We start from the raw sequence: 19,668 nt of genomic DNA, 5'->3' as shown, positions 1-19,668 counted from the left end.
TCCATGGCCGTTCGCCGCTTCCCCCTCGGGGCCCTCGTGGGCGTGGGCGCGGCGTTTCTGCTGCTGGGCTGGGCGCCCCGGGCGGACCGCTTCACCTGGTTCATGGAGAACCTGCCGGTGATCGTGGGGGCGCCCCTCCTGGTGGCGACCCACCGCCGCTTTCCGCTGACGAACCTGCTGTACGGCCTGCTCGCCCTCCACGCCCTGGTGCTGATGGTGGGAGGCCACTGGACCTACGCCGACGTGCCCGCGGGCCACTGGGTGAAGGGCTGGCTGCACCTCGCCCGCAACCCCTACGACCGGCTGGGCCACCTCTTCCAGGGCTTCATGCCCGTCCTCCTGTTCCGCGAAGTGCTGCTCCGGAAGGGCGTCCTCAAGCCCGGCGCCTGGTCCGTGGCGGTGCTCCTGCTGATGGCCCTGGGACTCAGCGCCGCCTACGAACTGCTGGAATGGCAGACGGCCGTGTGGACCGGCACCGCCGCCGATGCCTTCCTCGGAACCCAGGGCGACCCCTGGGATACGCAGTGGGACATGGCCTGCGCCCTGATCGGCGCGATCGCAGCGCTGGCCGCGCTCTCCCGGCGGCAGGACCGGGCCATGGCCGCCTTGGCCCTCCGATGATCGATCCGGTCGCGCTTTCTCTGGCCGCGGAACTGGGCGGCACCCTGCTCGGGGGCGCCGGCGGCGGGCTGCTCCTGGTGGAGCGCTTGGCGGGCCATGGCCTGCCCCAGGTGCTCATCCTGGGAAGGGGAAAAGAGGATCTGGCGGCAGCGCTGGAAGCCGCCGGAACGGTTCACGCGGCGGGCCTCCCCCTCAACGTCCTGGCCGTGCTTCCCCTCGCCGACTGCGACCTGGAAACGGCCCTCGCGACCCACCGGCAGCGGCTGGGAGCGCTGGTCTGCGCCCTGGACACGGGCCTGCCCTGGCTGGCGGGAAAGCCCATGCTCGCCCGGCGGCTGCCGGGGCGGCTGCGCTGTGACGCACCCCTCGCGTTGACGAAGGCGCCCATGGGTCCCCTCGAAAAGGCCGAACTGAAGGCCTTTCTGGCGGACTGGGACAAGGAGCGGCGCAAGCGCGTCTTCCGCCGTCCGGAATGGCGGGAAACGCCGGAAGGCGGAGGATTCGAAGCGGACCTGTGGCCCGGCGTGCCCGTCCCGCAAGGCGCGGAGGTGCGGGCGGCTCCCCTGGCGCTGCCGGAGGCCACGTCCCTGACGGACGCCCTCCGCGCGGCGCTGCGCGAAGCGACGGGCCAGCCCGTCCCCTTCCTGCCTCTGCCCGGAGACCCCGGACCCCTCCACGCCCTGCGGGCACTCACCTTGGAAGGCACGGCCTTCCGCGGCCCGACGCGGGCCTGGGAGCTGGCCTTCGCGAAGCTGGCGTCGCTGCCGGCGCCGGCGCATTTCTGCGGGCGGTGCTGAGGCTCCCTCTGCAAAGATGACCTCCGGATCCCGGAGCTTCGATGCGCCTTCGCACTTTCCCCGTATTTCTCGCCTTCCTCGTCATGGGCATCGCGGACGCCATGGGACCGATGGCCGACGGCGTCCGCGCCCAGTACCACCTCAGCCATGCCGCGGCCACCCTGCTCACGTTCTCGGTGTTCATCGCCTTCGCGGCCTTCAGCGTGCCCGCGGGCCTGCTGGCGGCGCGGATCGGGCGGAAGCGGATGCTGGTGCTCGGACTGGGCATGAACGCCGCCGCCATCCTGGTGCCGATCCTCGCCCTGCCCAGCTTCGGCGTGCTGCTGGGCTGCATCTTCGTATTGGGCGCGGGCACCACCTTCCTCCAGGTGGCGGGCAATCCCATCATGCGCGACGTCAGCGCCCCCGGCGCCTACCCCCGGAACCTGGCGCTGGCGCAGGGGATCAAGGGCCTGGGCTCCGCGTCGTCGGCCTACCTGGTGGGGCTGGTGGCGATCCTGCCCGTCTTTTCCATCCTGGGCTGGCGCGGGGTCTTTCCCGTGTTCTTCGTCCTGATGGCCCTGGCGCTCGTCCTGATGGCGGGGCTGAAGGTGGAGGAATCCCAGGCCGAAGTGCCGCCGAGCCTCGCCAGCAGCCTGGCCCTGTTGAAGGATCCCGCCTTCCTGTTCGCGGTCCTGGGCATCTTCCTGTACGTCGGGGCCGAGGTGTGCATGGCCCGCTTCCTCAAGCCCGCTCTGGCGGGTTTCGGGTGGTCGGAGGACCGCGCCGCCCTTCTGGGACCCACCCTGTTCTTCGCGCTGCTCACCGTGGGACGGCTGGCGGCGGGCCTTTTGCCGTTCTCGGCGCGGGCCTGGTTCCGGCTGTCGGCCGGACTGGGACTCATCGGCGCCCTGTGCCTGATGGCCGGCACCCCGCGCCTGAGCCTCGCGGGGGTGATCCTCGGCGGCCTGGGCTTCGCCAACATCTGGCCCATGCTGTTCGCCCTCACCGTGGAGCGGCGGCCGGAGCGGGCCTCCGAACTGAGCGGCCTGATGTGTATGGCCATCAGCGGCGGCGCGGGGGTGCCCCTCCTCATGGGCCGCCTGTCGGACCTGGGCTTCGGCGGCCTGGCCTTTGCCGTACCCGCCGCCTGCTTCCTGTTCCTGGCCGGACTCGCGTTCCGCCCCGCCGTCCGCGCGGAGGCGTGACATGGACCTCCACGGCGATTCCCGCACGGTCCTCACCCTCGACGCCGGCGGCACCACCTTCGTCTTCGGCGCCATGCGCGGCGGGAAGCCCATCCTCCCGCCCGTCGTCCGGCCCTCCGAGGGCCACGACCTGACGGCCTGCCTCCGGAACATCGAAGCGGGGTTCCAGGAGGCCTGGGAGCGGTGCGGAGGCGCAGCGGCCCTCAGCTTCGCCTTCCCCGGACCGGCGGACTATCCCCACGGCGTCATCGGCGACCTAGCCAACCTGCCGGGATTCCGCGGCGGCGTGCCCCTCGGCCCGCTGCTGGAGGCGCGGTTCGGCGTCCCGGCGTTCCTCAACAACGACGGCGACCTGTTCGCCTATGGCGAGGCCCTCGGCGGTCTCCTGCCGGAGGTGAACGCAGCGCTGGCCGCCGCCGGCAGTCCCAAGCGCTACCGCCACCTGTTCGGCGCCACGCTGGGCACGGGCTTCGGCGGCGGGCTGGTGGTGGACGGGCGGCTGTTCCTGGGCGACAACGCCGCGGGCGCGGAGATCTGGACCACCCGCAGCAAGCTGCATCCCGCCGCCTTCGCCGAAGAGGGCGTGGCCATCCGCGCTGTGCGCCGGGTCTACGCGGAGGCCGCCGGGCTGGATCCCGCCGCCGCGCCCGATCCCAAGGCCATCTTCGAGATCGCCGAGGGTCGCCGGCCCGGTGACGCGGTCGCGGCGCGGGAGGCCTTCCGCCGCCTGGGCGAGGAAGCGGGCAACGCCCTGGCCGAGGCCGTCACTCTGGTGGATGCCCTGGTGGTGGTCGGTGGCGGGCTCAGCGGCGCGGCGCCGCTGTTCCTCCCCAGCCTGGTGGCCGAGATGAACGCGCCCCTCCGCGCCCTGGACGGTCATCCCATTCCCCGGACGGAGGTCCGCACCTTCAACCTGGAGGATGCGGCGGACCGCGGGGCTTTCCTCAAAGGCGACGTGCGGCACCTGCTGGTTCCGGGAACGGACCGGACGGTGCCCTACGATGCCCTGAAGCGGACCGGCGTGGGCCTGTCCCGCCTGGGCACCAGCGAGGCGACGGCCCTGGGGGCCTACGCCTACGCCCTGTTCCGACTGGATTCCAACCCTACATGTTGAGGGCGCGGCCGTAGACGGCGCGGGCCGCCTCGGGGAACACCTCGTTCAGGCTGGGGTGGGGATACATGGTCTGGATCAGCTCGTCCACGGTGTACTCGCCGCCGAGGAGCGCCACGCTGGACGCCACCAGTTCCGTGGCCTTGGGCCCCAGGATGTGGATGCCGAGGATCTCGCCGTACTTCTTGTCCGCCACGATCTTGATGAACCCGTGGGGCTCGCCCACGATGTTGGCCTTCGCCATGGGCGCGAAGGGGAAGGTGCCCACCTGGACGTCGTAGCCCTTGGCCTTGGCAGCCTTCTCGCTGAGGCCCACGGCGCCCACTTCCGGGTCGCAGTAGGTGCAGGCGGGGAAGCGGTCGTAGCGCACGGGATGGGGATGGACGTCCTTCCCCAGGCTCTGGGCGGCGTGCTCCGCGGCCACGATGCCCTCGTCGCTGGCGACGTGGGCCAGCCACGGGGTGCGCACGATGTCGCCGATGGCGTACAGGCCGGCCTCGCCGGTCTGCATGAACTTGTCGATGGCCACGCAGCCGCGGTCCACCTGGGCCTTCGTCTTCTCCAGGCCGATGCCCTCCACGCGGGGCGCGCGGCCCACGGCCACCAGCAGGTGGCTGCCGGCGACCTGGCCGGGCGCTTCGCCCTCCAGGTGGCACACCACGCCGTGGGGGCCCTTCTCGATGCGCGTGATCTTGGTCTTGGTGCGCACGTCGATCTTGTAGGACTTCTTGAAGATCTTGGTCAGCTCGAGGCCGATGTCCTCGTCCTCCAGCGGCAGGATCGTGTCCATGAACTCCACCAGGGTCACCTTGGAGCCCAGGCGGCTGAACACGGAGGCGAACTCCACGCCGATGGCGCCGGCGCCGAGGATCACCAGGTGCTCGGGCAGCTCCGTCAGCTCCAGGATGTGGTCGCTGTTCAGGACGCGCTGCCCGTCCGTCTCCAGCCCGGGGATGTCCTTGGGCGCGGAGCCCGTGGCCAGGATGATCCGCTTGGCCTCGTGGACCTCGCCCTCCACCTCGACCTTGCCGCCGCCCAGCAGCTTTCCGAGGCCCTTCAGGACGGTCACCTTGTTCTTCTTCATCAGGAACTCGATGCCCTTGGCGTTCTTCAGGACGATCCGGCCCTTGCGCTTCACGATGGTGGCGAGGTTGGGCTTCAGCGCCTTGGCGTCCACGCCGTCGATCCCATAGTCGCCCGCGACCTGCATCTGCTCGAACCGGTGGGCGCTCTCCAGCCAGGTCTTGGCCGGGATGCAGCCGCGGTGGAGGCAGGTCCCGCCCAAGGCTGCATCCTTCTCCACCAGCGCGGTGGCCAGGCCGAGCTGGGCGCCGCGGATGGCGGCGATGTACCCGCCGGGGCCGGAGCCGATGACGATGAGGTCGAACTGGGCCATGGAGCCTCCAGACGTCGAACGGACGAGTATCCCACGGGCGCGGCGACCGGCGGCAGGCCGGGAATCAGCGGGACGCCGCCGGGAATCCGGGCGCCCGCTTCACTTCCTCGATCTGCTGGACGTGGCGGGTGGTGTGGCCCGCGGCCAGCAGCACCCATTGATACAGGTCCAGGGTGCCCAGGGCCGGATGCACGCCGAAGCGGGCGCGCCAATCGGCGGCGCTGGCCTTCACGTCGGCGTCCAGCAGCTTGCGCGTGGCTTCGAAGGCGCCGAGAACCGCCTCCGGGGTCGCCGTTCCGCCGGCGGGCCGGAGCCGCTCCGGCGCCTGGAACCGGTGGCTGCGATCGGGCAGGGCCGCGATCAGGAAGGCGTCCGTGAACGTCACGTCCGCGCGCCGCAGCGGCTCCCGCGGCCCCGCCAGCCCCTTGGCGATCACCTGGCTCTGGATTACCTGCTCCACCAGGGCGATGTGCTGGGCGCATTCCTGGATCGACCAGCGGTCCGGCGCGGGTTTGAAGGTCCACTGGGCCGGGGTCAGGCCATCCGTGGCCTTGAGCAGGGCCTGGCGCGATTCCGCCAGCAACCGCTGGGCCTGCTCCCGCTCGCCCGCGGACAGGGGCGCTTCCGGGAGGGGGGCGGGCGCCTGGGCGGCGACCACCGCCGGGACAAGGAACAGCGGAAGGGCGCGCATGGGAGGCCTCCGGGGCGGGATCAGGCGTGGACGAGGGCGGTGCGGACTTCCAGGCGCGCGGCCTTCCATTCGGCCCAGGCGGTCTTCAACTCGCGGCGGTGGGTCGCCGCGGAGGCCTTCCATTCCTTCCGGCCCTCGCGCCAGGCTTCGGCGCGGGCCTGGCCCTTCTCCCGCCATTCGACCTTCTTCCGGCCCCAGGCCTCGTGGCGGTCGTGCAGAGCGGCGAGCGCCGTCTCCAACTGGTGGCGGGCGGTGGCCAGGCGGTCATGCAACGGGCTGGCCGAGGCCAGTCGCTCGCGGAGGCGCTTCTCCTCCATGTGGAGACGGGCCCGGGTCATGGCCGCGCGGGACACCCGCCGGAACCCGCCCACGAGCCCGAACCAGGCCAGGACGTTCAGCAGCCACTTGGTGGAATCCCACTGGTACCACAGCGCCCCGTTGCGGTAGTCCCACTGCCAGAGGTGGTGGAAGTTGTGGTAGCCCTCGCCGTAGGTGAGGGGCGCGAGGAACCAGTTGTCGCGGGCCGTGTTGGCGTCCGTGTAGGGACGGCTGCCGAACCTGTGGGCGGCGCTGTTGATGAAGAAGGTCGTGTGGTGGGTGGCCACGATCCGCAGCAGCACGCCGAACACGAGCTGGCCGAGGACGTTCCCCGTGGCGAGCCCGACGATCAGGGGCGGCAACGCGGCCACCACGGCGCCGATCAGGAAGAAGTGGCGGTGCTGCCAGCGCACAAGGGGATCCTTCTCCAGGTCGGCCACGCCCGCCAGGGGCAGGTCCTTGGCTTCCATCGCCCAGGTCCAGTGGGCGTACCAGAAGCCCTTCCCGATGCTGTAGGGATCGCCATCGGTGTCCACGTGGCGGTGGTGAACCCGGTGGTCGCTGGACCATTTCAGGGCCGAGTTCTCGAAGGCGGCCGCCCCGAAACAGAGGAACAGGAAGCGCACGGGCCACGACGCCCGGTAGGCGCGGTGGCTGAACAGGCGGTGGTAGCCCCCGCTGATGGCGGTGCCCACGGCCATGGTCATCGCCAGGAAAACCAGCACCTCGCTCCACCGGAGACCCGCCACGACCAGCCGCCAGGGCACCAGCCCCAGGGCGAGGGCCAAGGTCCCCGTCAGGAAGAGCGTGTTGAGCAGGTTCCATCGCCGTGGCTGGGACATTCATTGACTCCAAAAAAGAGTTTAATTCTACCGCACCCCTCTATCGGCAGCCTCCATGGGAAACTTGTTCCTTCCCACACGAGGTTCCCGTGACGCCCCCGCGACCCTGGTATCGCTCCAGCACCCTCTGGATTTTCACGGGGCTCGTCCTGGGCGTGCTCCTGGGCGGATTTCTCCCCCAGAACCAGTACCCCTGGGCCTACGACGCCTTCCGGTTCCTGTCCAAGGCCTTCATCAGCCTGATCAAGGGGCTCATCGTCCCCCTGCTGCTGTCCACCATCATCGTGGGCATCGCCCAGACCGGGGACATCAAGGCCGTGGGCCGCATGGGCGGGAAGGCGCTGCTCTACTTCGAGATCGTCACCACCCTGGCCCTGTTCATCGGGCTGGCCGTCGCCAATTGGCTCAAGCCGGGCGCGCACCTGCCGTTGGATATGGGCGCCCACGCGGCGGTGGCGACCGCCAAGGCAAAGACCGGCTGGGAGATCGCGCTCCACCTGTTCCCGTCCAACCTCATCCAGCACGCGGCGGAGGGGGACATCCTGCCGGTGGTCATCTTCGCGTCGCTGTTCGGCGTCGCCCTCACCAAGGTGGGGGAGCGCGGGAAGCCCGTCCTGGCCTTCTTCGACGGCGTGGCGCAGACGATGTTCAAGTACACCGACTTCGTCATGACCCTCACGCCCCTGGGCGTCTTCGGGGCGATGGCCTACAACGTCAGCCACATGGCCGCCGGACATACCGTGAACGGCGTCCTGCTGAAGGGCTGGCCCGCGGTCCTCCACCTGCTCAAGCAGTACAGCCTCCTCGTCGGCAGCCTCTACCTGGCGCTGGGCCTGCTGTTCGTCCTGGTCTTCATCCCCGTGGCGTGGCTGGCGGGAGTGCGGATCCTGGGCTTCGTGAAGGCCATCAAGGACCCGGCCCTCACCGCCTTCAGCACGGCCAGCAGCGAGGCCGCCCTGCCCAAGCTGCTGGAGGAAGTGGTCCGCTTCGGCGTGCCGCGGCGCGTGGCCAGCTTCGTGATCCCCACCGGCTACAGCTTCAACCTGGACGGCTCCACCCTCTACCTGGTCCTGGCGAGCCTCGCCATCGCCCAGGCGGCGGGCATCCACCTCAGCCTGGGCCACCAGTTGCTGATGGTCTTCACCTTCATGCTCACCAGCAAGGGCGTGGCGGGCGTTCCGCGGGCGACCCTGGTGATCATCGCCGGCACCTGCGGGAGCTTCGGCCTGCCGGGCGAGGCGGGAATCGCCATGCTCCTGGCCGTGGACGAGATCATGGACATGGGCCGCACCATGGTGAACGTCATCGGCAACGGCCTGGCCAGCGTGGTGGTCGCCCGGTGGGAGGGCGTCTTCGGCACCGACCCCGAACCCCTGCCCGACCAGGAAGGGTAAGTGGCAGGAGTCAAGATCCCGCGGCGGGAACCGAAGAGGATCGGATCCGTCCAAGGAGCCTCCATGCGTCGCCTTCTTCTCCTCGTTCCCGCCCTGTGCCTGAACCTGGCCGCCCAGGACGCCACCCCGGCGGAGGTGGAATCCCTGGTGAAGGAGGCCATCGCCTTCGCCAAGACGAACGGCAAGGAGGCCGCGTTCAAGGAGATCACCAAGCTCGGGGGCCGATTCCACCGGTACGGCGGCGAGCTGTACGTCTTCGTCTACGACCTGGACGGCAAGGTCCTGGCCCACGGACAGGGCGCCTCCAAGGTGGGCGTCAACCAGATCAAGGCCAAGGATCCCGATGGCGTGGCCTTCGTCGAGGACCGCGTCCGCCTGGCGAAAACCAAGGGCAAGGGCTGGCACGACTATAAGTACCTGAACCCCAAGACGGGCCAGAAGGAGCCCAAGACCAGCTACATCGAGCTGTGGGACGGGCTGATCTTCGGGGCCGGAATCTACAAGAAGTAGAGGGGACAACCTTGTCCCCACGGAGGTTCCGCCGCTAAGGTGGGGGATTCCCGCTATCGAGCCGGATCCCCGGGGGACCCATGAAGATCATCGTGACCGACGAGGTGACCGGCGAAGGTCTAGCCCTCCTCCGGCAGGACTCCCGCATCACCCTCGACGAGCGGCTGGGATTGTCCAAGGAGGCGCTGCTCGCCTGCATCGGCGGGTACGACGCCATCATCACCCGCAGCGGGACGACGGTGGACAAGGCCCTGCTGGACGCCGCGGCCCACCTCAAGATCGTCGCGCGGGCCGGCGTGGGCATCGACAACGTGGACGTGGACTACGCCAGCGCCCGGGGCGTGGTGGTGGTGAACGCCCCCTTCGGCAACACCAACAGCGCCGCCGAGCACACCCTGGCCCTGCTGCTGTCCGCCTGCCGCCACGTCCCCGCCGCGAACGCCAGCCTCAAGGCCGGGGAATGGAAGCGGGCGAAGTTCATCGGCGTCGAGCTGAAGGGCAAGACCGTGGGCGTCATCGGGCTCGGCAAGGTGGGCGGCCGGGTGGCGGCCCGCCTCAAAGCCTTCGAGTGCGAGGTCCTGGGCTGCGATCCCTACATCGGCGCCAAGCGGGGCCAGGACCTCGGCGTGCGCCTGGCTTCCCTGGACGAATTGTGCCGCACCTGCGACATCCTCACGGTCCACACGCCCCTCAATGACGAGACCCGAGGCCTGATCGGCCCGGCCCAGTTCGCCCTCATGAAGCCCGGCGTCATCCTCCTGAACGTGGCCCGGGGCGGCATCCTGGACGAGGCGGGCCTTCTGGCCGCCCTGCAGTCCGGAAAGGTGGGGCTGGCCGCCGTGGACGTGTTTTCCGAGGAGCCCCCGGTCTCCGAGACGCTGAAGGCCCTGCTCGCCCAGGAGCGGCTGGTGGTGACGCCCCATCTGGGGGCCAACACCCAGGAGGCCCAGGTCAACGTGGCCGTGGACGTCTCCCGGGAGATCCTCAACTACCTGGACCGGATCCCCCTGGAGAACGCGGTGAACCTGCCCCGGTTCGACCCGGCGGTGATGGACCAGATGCGCCCCTACTTCAAGCTGATGGCCGTCCTCGCGGAATTCGGCCACCAGCTGGTGGAAGGTAGCGTGGACCGGGTGGTGTTCGGGTTCGACGGCGGCCTCGCCCAGCACGACTGCTCGCCCTTGGCCGTGAGCGGCCTGGCGGCTCTGCTGGATCGGGCGGTGGACCAGCCCGTGAACATGGTCAACGCCGGGCTGGTGGCGGAGCGGATGGGACTGGTGGTGGAGGAGCGGAAGTCCAGCGCCGCCGGGCCCTTCTCCAACCTGGTGACCCTCTCCCTGGAAGGCGGGGGCCAATCCCGGACCCTGGCGGGCACCCTGTTCGAGGGCACGCCCCGGATCGTCCGCCTGCGGGACTACGCCATGGACTTCATGCCCGAGCCCCACATGCTGCTCCTCAGCTACGCCGACCGCCCCGGGATGATCGGCCGGATCGGAACGGTGCTCGGGCAGCACGAGATCAACATCGCCTGCATGAACCTGGGCCGGCGGGAGCGGAAGGGCGAGGCCATGGTGATCCTGTCCGTGGATTCCCCCGTCCCTCCGCCGGTGGTGGAAGAACTCCGCCGCGCCACCGAGGCCACCTTCATCCGGGCCCTGCACCTGCCTTCGGCCTGAATCGGCCTTCGGCCCGCCGGCTGGCATCATGGAGGCAGGAGGCCTCCTTGAAACTCATCGCCTGGGACTTCGACGGCACGCTGGTGGACAGCCGCCCCCTCATCGAGGCGGGGATGGCCCACGCCCTGGACGCCCTGGGCCAGCCCCGGTCCGTGATGGAGGAATGGCTGAAGTACGTGGGCCTGCCGGTCGAGGCGGGAATCACGAATACCTTCTCGCCGCTGGGCCTCGAAGGCGACACCGTGCTGAAGGCCTACCGCAGCTTCGGGCACCTGGAGCACGAGCATCTCCTCCGTCCCTTTGAAGGAATCCACGACCTCCTGGTCGACCTGCGCGCCCGCGGGCAGCGGATGGGGGTGGCCACCTCCAAGCGGCGGGTTCCCCTCCTCCGCCAGATGGCCCGCTTCGGGTGGGACGGCTGGTTCGACCCCATCGTCACCCCCGACGAGGTCACCCACGGCAAGCCCCACCCTGAATCCCTGGAACTGATGCAGGCCCAGACCGGTCTCGCCGCGGGGGAGATCCTGATGGTGGGCGACACCCCTTTCGACCTGGACATGGCCCGGGCCGCGGGGGTGCCCAGCCTGGCCGTGGGCCACGGCTTCTATCCCGAGGCCGCCCTGGCCGCCTGCGGCCCCCGCGCCTACGCCCCGGACACGGCGGCTCTCCGGGACATCCTGCTCGCCTGGTCGGCCTGACGTGGCCGAGCTCACCCACCTGGATCCGGAGGGACGGCCGCGGATGGTGGACATTTCGGCCAAGCCCGTCACCCGCCGGGTGGCCGTGGCCGCGGGTTACCTGGACCTGGACGCTGCCTCCGTCGAGGCCCTTTCCCGGGGCGGCGGCCCCAAGGGGGATCCCTGGACTGTCGCCAGGCTCGGGGCGGTGGGCGGGGTCAAGCGGACGGCGGACCTGATTCCTCTCGCCCATCCCCTCCCCGTCGACGCCATCGACGTGGACCACCACTGGGATCCCGCCGCCCGCCGGGCCTGGCTCCGGGTGCGGGTGGGATGCGAGGGGCGGACCGGAATCGAAATGGAGGCGCTGGCGGGCGTGACCGTGGGGCTGCTCGTCCTCTACGACATGCTGAAGGCGGCGAGCCCGGGAATGGCCATCGGTCCCGTCCGCCTGCTGCGGAAAGAGGGCGGGCGCCGGGGGACGATCACGCTGCCCTGGCCGGAATGCCCCTGGACGCCCTGAGGATGGGGTTCCACTTGGAAAACATTTGCATTTTCAACGCCCTCCTCAGCCGGTAGGATGGGGGTTGGACTGTTCCATTCCATGTGAATCCGGGGCTCAGACCCCCTATTGGAGGCCTAGCGAAGCAGGCTTTTCCGTTCCAGCCGGGAGTTTCTCCATGCGTCTTGCCGCCCTGACCCTTGTCCTCGCGTCCTTCAGCCTCGGCCTCCAGGCCGCCCCGAAGCGACCCTCCAAGAAGACCCCTCACCGGACGACCATCCCGGCTGGCGCAGAGGTCCACATCATGCGGAAGGGAGAAACCGCGGCGGCGGTGGCCCGCGCTCAGGGGATGACCCTGGCCGAGCTCGGCGCCCTGAATCCCGGCCGGAACCTGGCCCGCCTCTCCCCCGGAACCCGCCTCAAGGTGCGCACGGGGTCGCAGCAGGCGGTCGCCGCCCTTTCGCCGGCTTCCGACACTTCCGATCGGCCCGCTCTGACGGCCCTGCCGACTCCTGCGGCCATCCCCGCAACGCCCATGCCCCACCTGGAACGGCTGCTTCCCTATCAAGTGCGCAGCGCCGCTCCCGGTTCCGGTCCGGCCTCCTCCGCCTCCCTGGATCCCCACCAGATCCCCGGGACCCCCGGCGAACTCCTGGCGCGGATGCAGCCGGTCCTGCCTCCCGTGAGCGAGGCCGAGCTGAAGGCCCTGCTCCCCACCTACGTTCCCGCCGACCCGGACCACCTGGACCTCCTGTGGCCCGTGGAGACCCGGACCATCAGTTCCGCCTGGGGTCCCCGGATGCGCACCAAGACGGTGCGCGTGAAGAACCAGCGCAAGAAGAAGGTCCGCTATCGCGGCCGGCACAAGGGCGTGGACCTGACCGCTCCCATCGGCACGTCGGTGTTCGCCGCCCTGGACGGGCAGGTGCTGGTGGTCGGAAAGCACAAGCAGTACGGCAACTACGTGCTGGTCGACCACGGCAACGGCGTGGCCACGCTCTATGCCCACCACAAGCTGAACCTGGTCCAGGAGGGCGACATCGTCCGCCGCGGACAGAAGATCGCCGAAGTGGGCCGCACGGGCAACGCCACGGGTCCCCACCTTCATTTCGAATTGAGGGTCGACGGCCAGCAGAAGAATCCCCTGCCCGCCCTCAACGACGAGGAAGAGATCCCGGCCGAACTGGCCGCCCAGAATGCTCTGCTGGGGAACGGCGCCCGCCGCTGAACTTCGGCTCCGCCCGCGGCATTGGAATGAAGCGTCCGTCCCCATCCCGACGCGGGATTGGGCGTGGGCGCCATGCTAGACTTGATCCTTTCGCCGTTCCGAGGTGGTCATGCCCCTGTACCGAGCTTTCCTCCAGGCCCTGGGGGCCGTAGGCCTTGCGGCCATGACGCTGGCCTGCGGAGGAAAGAACAAGGACACGGGAGAAACCGCCACCAGCGCCACCCTGGCCGGAACCGTGACCTACCAGCGGGTTCCTCTTGCCACGGACGCCAACGGCGTGCCCATCGGCCTGGTGGACGCCAGCGTGGCGGCCAACCTCAAGACCCTCCCGGCACGGGGGGTGGCGGTCCAGGTCTACCAGCAACTGGAGCAGACCCAGGCGGACGGGACCAAGGCCCTCGTATGGACTTGGGTGACCAAGACCAGCACGGACAGCAACGGCCAGTATTCCTTCACCGTCGCCAAGGGCAACCCGACGATGGTGGAGGTCCTGAGTTCGTTCAACGGCGGGGACAACATCCTGTTCAACCTCGTGGCGGAACCCGCCGGGATCAACAGCACCACGCCCGTCCTCGACCGGTTGCGCTACGCCATGCGCAAGGCGGCCGATGGGACCGCCCCGGCCACGACCAATGCGCCCAGTTCAGTGGTCACCACCAGTGCCGTGGTCAACTTCGACATCGGATTGAACGACACCTGGTGGCTGGTGGATTCCTCCTACCGGCTCAGCACCAAGGAAGCCCCGGCGGTCACCCAGGCCGTCCTGGAAACCAGCATCTCCGGCCGAACCGTGGGTCAGGGCAGCGGCAGCCGGATCCTGGGCATCGGCGATACCCTCGCCACCTTCGTGACCGCCTACGGCGCCGCCACCCCCGGAACCAATGTGGACCTCCACTATTGGCCGGGTCGATCGGAGCCCAAGGGCTCCTACATCGAGTACGACCGGTCGCTCTTTCCCCAGGCCCTGGACCCCACCACCAGCAAGCTCCACTACTTCGGATCCCTGCGGGGCGGCGCCGACAACGACGACGCCTGGGACGAGGGCGTGATCCTGCCCCTCCTGGCGCGGAACCACCTGTACGCCGGCGACCTGTACTACGGCACGGCCGACCGGACCTATTCCATTCCTTTGAACCCCCTCGCTCCCGCCAGCGCCCTCCTGACGGACCTCACTCCCGGTCAGGCTCGGATCGAAGGCCTCGCGGACGCCATGGCGGCCAACCTGCTCAAGTCCCCCTACTTGGCGGACACTCATGGGACCGGCCTCGCCACTCCCGTCCAGGACATCCGGGACCTCAGCGGTCTGGGAACGGCCCAGCTCTCCCCCTATTCCGCACCCGCCATCCGGGCCTTCGCCTGGGAACTGATCCTCAAGTCCAACAGTCTCACCAGTCCGGGGACCGCCACCACTTGGGCCAACATCAACGTGGCCGCCGCCGCCCGCTTCTTCCACGCCTCCGGCAGCCTCACCAACGGCGCGACCGACGCCACGGCGCGGGACACGGAACCCCTCAACATCTACAGCCAGCTCATCCGGCTCAAGGAAGGCAAGACCACCGCGGATGCCGTGGACCTGGCGACGATCTTCACGGACGCCACCCTGACGACCCTCACCGCGCCCTTCGGGATCCCCTGGCCCCGGCCCACCACCGGCGCCTATGCTTCGTTCGTGGCGGATTGGGGCACCGATCCCAACAGCATCACCGCGCCGCTGGCCCCTGTGGTGCTCAGCATGGCGAAGGCGGTCCAGGTCCACGGGGTCTATCCCAACCTTTCCCAGGGCGAAGTCTTCTACGCCGGCTTCAGCCTCAGCGCGGACAAGCGGTACGTCCTCCAGGCGACCATCACCCCGGCACTGGCCGCGGGCGCGGAAGTGGAGGTGGCCCTTCCCCAGCTGGGTCGGAGCTTCACCTTCACGGGTTCGGGCGGCTCGACGGGCGCCCTGAACCTTCCGGTGAACAACACCGCGCCCTTCTATCACGCGGTTCGCGTGCGCCTCAAGAGTCCCTCCGCCGTGCAGCCGGACGTGGCCGTGACCCTCGGCTTCACGCCGAGCCTGTAGCCTTCGGAGCCGCCATGACCGCGTTCCCTGCCCTTGAGGCCCTCCGGGCCCGCGCGCCCTTCGTTCCCGACCTGGCGATCGTCCTGGGCTCCGGCCTGGGAGCCCTGGCCGACAGCCCCGAAGCCCGGGCCGGGGTGACCATCCCCTTCACGGATCTTCCGGGATTTCCCGCGCCCACCGTGGCGGGACACGGCGGAAAGCTGGTCTTCTGTGAGTTCGAAGGCCGGAAGGTGGCGCTTCAGGCGGGCCGCTTCCACTTCTACGAGGGACACCCCATGCCCCTCGTGGTCACGCCCATGCGCCTCTACGGCCGCCTGGGAACGAAGGCCGTCCTGCTCACCAACGCCGCCGGCGCTCTGAACCCGGCTTTCGCCGTGGGCGACCTCATGGCCCTCACGGACCACATCAACTTCTTCGGGACCAACCCGCTCATCGGCGCCAACGTCGAGCCGGGCCCCCGCTTTCCCGACATGACGGCGGTCTACGATCCGGCCTTCCGCGAGCGGCTGGCGACCTGCGCGAGCGCCCTGGGACAGCCCCTCCGTCAGGGCGTCTACCTGGGCCTGACGGGGCCCAGCTATGAGACCCCCGCCGAAATCCGGGCCTTCCGCGTCATGGGCGCCGACGCGGTGGGGATGAGCACCGTTCCCGAAGCCATCGTGGCCCGTCACGAGGGGATGCGCGTGGCGGGGATCTCCTGCCTGTGCAACATGGCCGCGGGGATCCTGCCCCAGGCGCTCACCCACCAGGAAGTCCTGGAAGCGGGCGCCGCCGCTGCGGGCCGCTTCGAGGCCCTCGTCCGGACCTTCGTCCGCGACCTCTCCCTCTAGCTCCCTCAGAATGAGGGCACACGCAAAGAAGCCCGGCCAAGCCGGGCTTCTTTGCAGATCCGAGCTCCCTCAGCGGTGCTCGGCCTGGTGTTCCTCGATGAGCTTGTTGACCACTTCCGGCTCGGCGAGGGTGGAGATGTCTCCCATGCCGTCGTATTCGGCGGAGGCGATCTTCCGCAGGATGCGGCGCATGATCTTGCCGCTGCGGGTCTTCGGCAGGCCCGGGGCGATGTGGATGACGTCCGGCGCGGCGAAGGCGCCGATGGCCTGGCGCACCTGCTCCTTGAGGGCCCCGACGAGCTGGTCGCGGTTTCCCTCCGCGTAGCCCGAGTTGAGCAGCACGTAGCAGTAGATCCCCTGGCCCTTGATGGGATGGGGGTAACCCACCACCGCCGCCTCGGCCACGGCCTCGTGCGCCACCAGGGCGCTCTCCACCTCCGCCGTGCCCAGCCGGTGGCCGGAGACGTTGATGACGTCGTCGATGCGGCCGGTGATCCAGTAGTAGCCGTCCTCGTCGCGCCGCGCCCCGTCGCCGGTGAAGTAGTAGCCGGGGTACTGGGTGAAGTAGGTCTCGCGGAAGCGCTTGTGGTCCCCATGAACCGTCCGCGCTTGGCCGGGCCAGGGGGCGGCGAGGCAGAGGGCGCCCGAGACGCCGTTTCCTTCCAGGACCGAGCCCGTGGCGGGATCCACGATCACCGGCTTCACCCCGAAGAATGGGAGGGTCGCCGAACCCGGCTTGGTGGGCGTGGCTCCCGGCAGGGGCGTGATCAGGATTCCGCCGGTCTCCGTCTGCCACCAGGTGTCCACCACCGCGCAGCGGCCTTCGCCCACCACGTCGTGGTACCAGCGCCAGACTTCCGGGTTGATCGGCTCGCCCACCGTGCCGAGGATCCGCAGGGACTTCCGGCTGTACTTCTTGATCCACTCGTCGCCGGCCTGGGCCAGGGCCCGGAGCGCCGTGGGGGCGGTGTAGAAGATGGTCACGCCCAGATCGTCGATGATCCGCCAGTAGCGGCCCGGATCCGGATGGAGCGGGGTGGATTCGAAGATCACCGTGGTGGCGCCGTTCGCCAGCGGGCCGTACACGATGTAGCTGTGCCCCGTCACCCAGCCGATGTCGGCGGCGCAGAAGTAGATGTCGTCCGCGTGGTAGTCGAAGACCATCTCGTGGGTGAACGCCGCGTAGGTGAGGTACCCGCCGGTGGTGTGGAGGAGCCCCTTGGGTTTGCCGGTGCTGCCGGAGGTGTAGAGGATGAACAGCGGATCCTCCGCGCCCATCCATTCGTTGGTGCAGGTGGAGCGCTGGCGGGCGGTCTCCTCGTCCAGCCACAGGTCGCGGCCGGGCTGCATGGGGACTTCCGCATCCGTCCGCCGGGCCACGAGGACGCATTCCACCAGCGACATGCCCTCCACGGCCCGGTCCACGGTCCGCTTGAGAGGAACCTTCTTTCCGCCGCGGAGGCCCTCGTTGGCCGTGACCACCACTTTGCAGCGGGCGTCCACGATGCGGTCGCGGAGCGCCTCCGCGGAGAAGCCCCCGAAGACCACGGAATGCACCGCCCCGATCCGGGCGCAGGCGAGCATGGTGTAGATCAGCTCCGGCATCATCGTGAGGTAGAGGCAGACACGATCGCCCTTCTTCACGCCGTTGTGCAGCAGGACGTTGGCCACCCGCGCGACATTGTGCTTGAGCTCGCGGTAGGTGATGTGGGTGTAGACGCCCGGCTCGTCCTGGGCCCAGATGATGGCCGTCTTGTCCCCGAGGTGCGGCAGGTGCCGGTCCACGCAGTTGAACGAGGCGTTGAGGCGCCCGCCCGAAAACCAGGAGAAGTCCACTTCCTTGTAGTCCGCGTCGAAGACCGATTGCCAGGGATGGAACCAGGTGAGCGTCTTGGCCTGCTCCCCCCAGAACCACTCGGGGTTGTCCAGGGACAGGCGGTACAGCCGCTGGTACTCCTCCATGGTCTTGATGTGGGCCCGGTCCCGGATGGCGGGTTTCACGGGAAAGAGGTCTTCGGACATGCGCGGCTCCGTGCCAGGAAGGCGTGAAAGGACGGCGGCGCGCCGAGCGGGAGAAGCCCCGCGCGGCGCGCCTTCCGGAAGCGGTTCAGTGCTCGTAGGTGGAGATGTCCCGGTCCTTGGTTTCCTTGAGGAAGAGGCCTCCGATCACGAACGTCACGAGGGCCACGATCACGGGATACCAGAGGCCGTAGTAGATGTTCCCCTTCAGGGCCACGATGGCCGTGGCGAAGAGCGGCAGCATCCCGCCGAACCAGCCGTTGCCGATGTGGTAGGGCAGCGACATGGAGGTGTAGCGGATGTTCGTGGGGAACAGCTCCACCAGGAACGCCGCGATGGGCCCGTAGACCATCGTCACGTAGATGAGGAACGCGAACAGGATCAGGAGAGTCATGCCGTAGTTGATGCGGGCCTTGTCGGCCTCCTTGGGATAACCCAGATCCGTCAGGGCCTTCTTCAGGGCCGCTTCGGAAGCCGGACTCCAACCCTCGACGCGGGTCGTGGTCATCTCGCCCGTGGCGGCGTTGCGGCCGATGAGCGTCGCCACCACCGGCTTTCCGGGCTCCGGCGCGATCTTCCGGACGTTGAGGCCCTGCTTCGCGAAGAAGTCGTTCACCCGATCCACCTGGCTGAACTTGGTGGTGGGCATCACGAACAGGACGAAATTCTCTTCCTTGGGATCCGCGGCCACCTGGATGATGGTGCTGTTCTGGAAGGTCTCCAGCGCGGGATTCACGTAGTGGGTGAGGGCCTTGAACAGCGGGAAGTAGGTCAGCGCGGCGATCAGGCAGCCCGCCAGAATGATCTTCAGGCGGCCGATCTTGTCGGACAGCCACCCGAAGAAGATGAAGAAAGGGGTGCCCAGCAGGAGCGCCGATCCCACCAGCATGTAGGTGGTCAGGAAGTCCAGCTTCAGCGTGATCTGGAGGAAGAAGAGGGCGTAGAACTGGCCGGTGTACCACACCACGCCCTGCCCCGCGGTGGCGCCCAGAAGGGCCAGCAGCGCGTACTTGTTGTTCGGGTACTTCAGGAAGCTGTCCGACAGAGGGGCCTTGGAGGTCTTCCCTTCGGCCTTCATCTTCTGGAAGACCGGCGACTCGTGCAGCTTCAGGCGGATCCAGATGGACACGCCGAGCAGCGCGATGGAGACCCAGAACGGGATGCGCCAGCCCCAGGTGCTGAAGGCCTTGGTGTCCATGCCCACCCGGCAGGCGCCGATGATGGCGAGGGCGAGGAAGAAGCCCACCGTGGCGGTGGTCTGGATCCAACTGGTGTTGTAGCCGCGGCGGTCGTGGGCGGAGTGCTCCGCCACGTAGGTGGCCGCTCCGCCGTACTCGCCGCCCAGCGCCAGGCCCTGGAGGAGGCGCAGGGTCACCATGATGATGGGCGCCACCCAGCCGATGGACTCGAAGGTCGGCAGAAGGCCCACGCCGAACGTCGACAGGCCCATGACCAGGATGGTGACGAGGAACGTGTACTTGCGGCCGATCAGGTCGCCGATGCGCCCGAACACGAGGGCGCCGAAGGGGCGGACGAGGAAGCCTGCCGCATAGGCCGCGAAGGCCGACAGCAGGGCCGCCGTCTCGTTGCCCTTGGGGAAGAACAGGGCCGCGAAAAACGGCGCCAGCGTGGCGTAGAGGTAGAAGTCGTACCACTCGAAGACCGTCCCCACGGAGGACGCGACGATCACCAGCCGCTCTTCCTTGCTGATCGGGGCCTTGATTGCCACTTGTTCGGTTGCGATTGCCATATCGGGTTGCCTCCGCGAAAGTCCTTTCGTTGACCGGAATTCAAGGAATGGTGCCGG

Annotated in this window: 17 protein-coding genes; 12 read left to right on the top strand and 5 right to left on the bottom strand. The window is 69.0% G+C overall.

The window, feature by feature from the left end; translation table 11 throughout:
• Positions 1 to 3: 3 nt before the first annotated feature.
• The 4 genes from RAH39_RS01155 to RAH39_RS01140 are packed head-to-tail and all read left to right on the top strand — an operon-like array spanning position 4 to position 3,719.
• Positions 4 to 621 (top strand): DUF2238 domain-containing protein, encoded by a 618-nt coding sequence (locus tag RAH39_RS01155; protein WP_306590963.1) that lies wholly within the window; start codon positions 4 to 6, stop codon positions 619 to 621.
• Positions 618 to 1,418 carry a hypothetical protein gene (locus RAH39_RS01150; RefSeq protein ID WP_306590962.1) on the top strand — a complete coding sequence of 267 codons (801 nt, stop codon included), beginning with the start codon at positions 618 to 620 and terminating at the stop codon, positions 1,416 to 1,418. Before RAH39_RS01155 ends, RAH39_RS01150 begins: the two co-directional genes overlap by 4 nt.
• 41 nt (positions 1,419 to 1,459) lie before the next feature.
• The gene (locus tag RAH39_RS01145; protein WP_306590961.1) at positions 1,460 to 2,605 is read left to right on the top strand and encodes an MFS transporter; all 1,146 of its coding nucleotides are present in this window, start codon (positions 1,460 to 1,462) and stop codon (positions 2,603 to 2,605) included.
• Between the two features lies 1 nt (position 2,606).
• Positions 2,607 to 3,719 (top strand): ROK family protein, encoded by a 1,113-nt coding sequence (locus RAH39_RS01140; RefSeq protein ID WP_306590960.1) that lies wholly within the window; start codon positions 2,607 to 2,609, stop codon positions 3,717 to 3,719.
• On the opposite strand, the gene lpdA is transcribed toward RAH39_RS01140, so the two are convergent.
• The 3 genes from lpdA to RAH39_RS01125 form a co-directional block, all read right to left on the bottom strand.
• A complete protein-coding gene (gene lpdA, locus RAH39_RS01135) occupies positions 3,709 to 5,112 on the bottom strand; it encodes a dihydrolipoyl dehydrogenase (RefSeq protein ID WP_306590959.1) in 1,404 nt (467 codons plus the stop codon). The genes RAH39_RS01140 and lpdA overlap by 11 nt on opposite strands.
• 64 nt (positions 5,113 to 5,176) lie before the next feature.
• Positions 5,177 to 5,803, bottom strand: a complete 627-nt coding sequence (locus RAH39_RS01130) for a DinB family protein (protein ID WP_306590958.1) — start codon at positions 5,801 to 5,803, stop codon at positions 5,177 to 5,179.
• A gap of 20 nt (positions 5,804 to 5,823) precedes the next feature.
• Positions 5,824 to 6,963 carry an acyl-CoA desaturase gene (locus RAH39_RS01125; RefSeq protein WP_306590957.1) on the bottom strand — a complete coding sequence of 380 codons (1,140 nt, stop codon included), beginning with the start codon at positions 6,961 to 6,963 and terminating at the stop codon, positions 5,824 to 5,826.
• An 89-nt stretch (positions 6,964 to 7,052) separates the two neighbouring features.
• On the opposite strand from RAH39_RS01125, the gene RAH39_RS01120 reads away from it, so the two are divergent.
• The 8 genes from RAH39_RS01120 to RAH39_RS01085 all read left to right on the top strand — a co-directional run bounded on the left by RAH39_RS01120 (position 7,053) and on the right by RAH39_RS01085 (position 15,842).
• Positions 7,053 to 8,357, top strand: a complete 1,305-nt coding sequence (locus RAH39_RS01120) for a dicarboxylate/amino acid:cation symporter (protein ID WP_306590956.1) — start codon at positions 7,053 to 7,055, stop codon at positions 8,355 to 8,357.
• Between the two features lie 63 nt (positions 8,358 to 8,420).
• Positions 8,421 to 8,867 carry a cache domain-containing protein gene (locus tag RAH39_RS01115; RefSeq protein WP_306590955.1) on the top strand — a complete coding sequence of 149 codons (447 nt, stop codon included), beginning with the start codon at positions 8,421 to 8,423 and terminating at the stop codon, positions 8,865 to 8,867.
• 80 nt (positions 8,868 to 8,947) lie between these two features.
• Entirely contained in the window at positions 8,948 to 10,543 is a 1,596-nt protein-coding gene (gene serA, locus RAH39_RS01110) for a phosphoglycerate dehydrogenase (protein ID WP_306590954.1), read from the top strand.
• A gap of 47 nt (positions 10,544 to 10,590) precedes the next feature.
• A complete protein-coding gene (locus RAH39_RS01105) occupies positions 10,591 to 11,241 on the top strand; it encodes an HAD family hydrolase (protein WP_306590953.1) in 651 nt (216 codons plus the stop codon).
• Position 11,242: 1 nt separating this feature from the next.
• Positions 11,243 to 11,743 carry a cyclic pyranopterin monophosphate synthase MoaC gene (gene moaC / locus RAH39_RS01100; RefSeq protein ID WP_306590952.1) on the top strand — a complete coding sequence of 167 codons (501 nt, stop codon included), beginning with the start codon at positions 11,243 to 11,245 and terminating at the stop codon, positions 11,741 to 11,743.
• A 157-nt stretch (positions 11,744 to 11,900) separates the two neighbouring features.
• Positions 11,901 to 12,950 (top strand): LysM peptidoglycan-binding domain-containing M23 family metallopeptidase, encoded by a 1,050-nt coding sequence (locus RAH39_RS01095; protein ID WP_306590951.1) that lies wholly within the window; start codon positions 11,901 to 11,903, stop codon positions 12,948 to 12,950.
• Positions 12,951 to 13,059: 109 nt separating this feature from the next.
• Positions 13,060 to 15,012: a hypothetical protein gene (locus tag RAH39_RS01090; protein WP_306590950.1), complete on the top strand. Its 1,953-nt coding sequence runs from the start codon at positions 13,060 to 13,062 to the stop codon at positions 15,010 to 15,012.
• A 14-nt stretch (positions 15,013 to 15,026) separates the two neighbouring features.
• Positions 15,027 to 15,842 carry a purine-nucleoside phosphorylase gene (locus tag RAH39_RS01085; RefSeq protein WP_306590949.1) on the top strand — a complete coding sequence of 272 codons (816 nt, stop codon included), beginning with the start codon at positions 15,027 to 15,029 and terminating at the stop codon, positions 15,840 to 15,842.
• Positions 15,843 to 15,911: 69 nt separating this feature from the next.
• Here RAH39_RS01085 and acs read toward each other — a convergent pair whose 3' ends face one another.
• Positions 15,912 to 17,864 (bottom strand): acetate--CoA ligase, encoded by a 1,953-nt coding sequence (gene acs, locus RAH39_RS01080; RefSeq protein WP_306590948.1) that lies wholly within the window; start codon positions 17,862 to 17,864, stop codon positions 15,912 to 15,914.
• An 85-nt stretch (positions 17,865 to 17,949) separates the two neighbouring features.
• Positions 17,950 to 19,611: an MFS transporter gene (locus RAH39_RS01075; RefSeq protein ID WP_306590947.1), complete on the bottom strand. Its 1,662-nt coding sequence runs from the start codon at positions 19,609 to 19,611 to the stop codon at positions 17,950 to 17,952.
• Positions 19,612 to 19,668: the final 57 nt, after the last annotated feature.

Source organism: Geothrix sp. 21YS21S-4 (genome assembly GCF_030845995.1).
Lineage (GTDB): Bacteria > Acidobacteriota > Holophagae > Holophagales > Holophagaceae > Geothrix.
The sequence above is the reverse complement of the archived record's forward strand: the minus strand, read 5'-3'. Positions and strand labels throughout refer to the sequence as shown.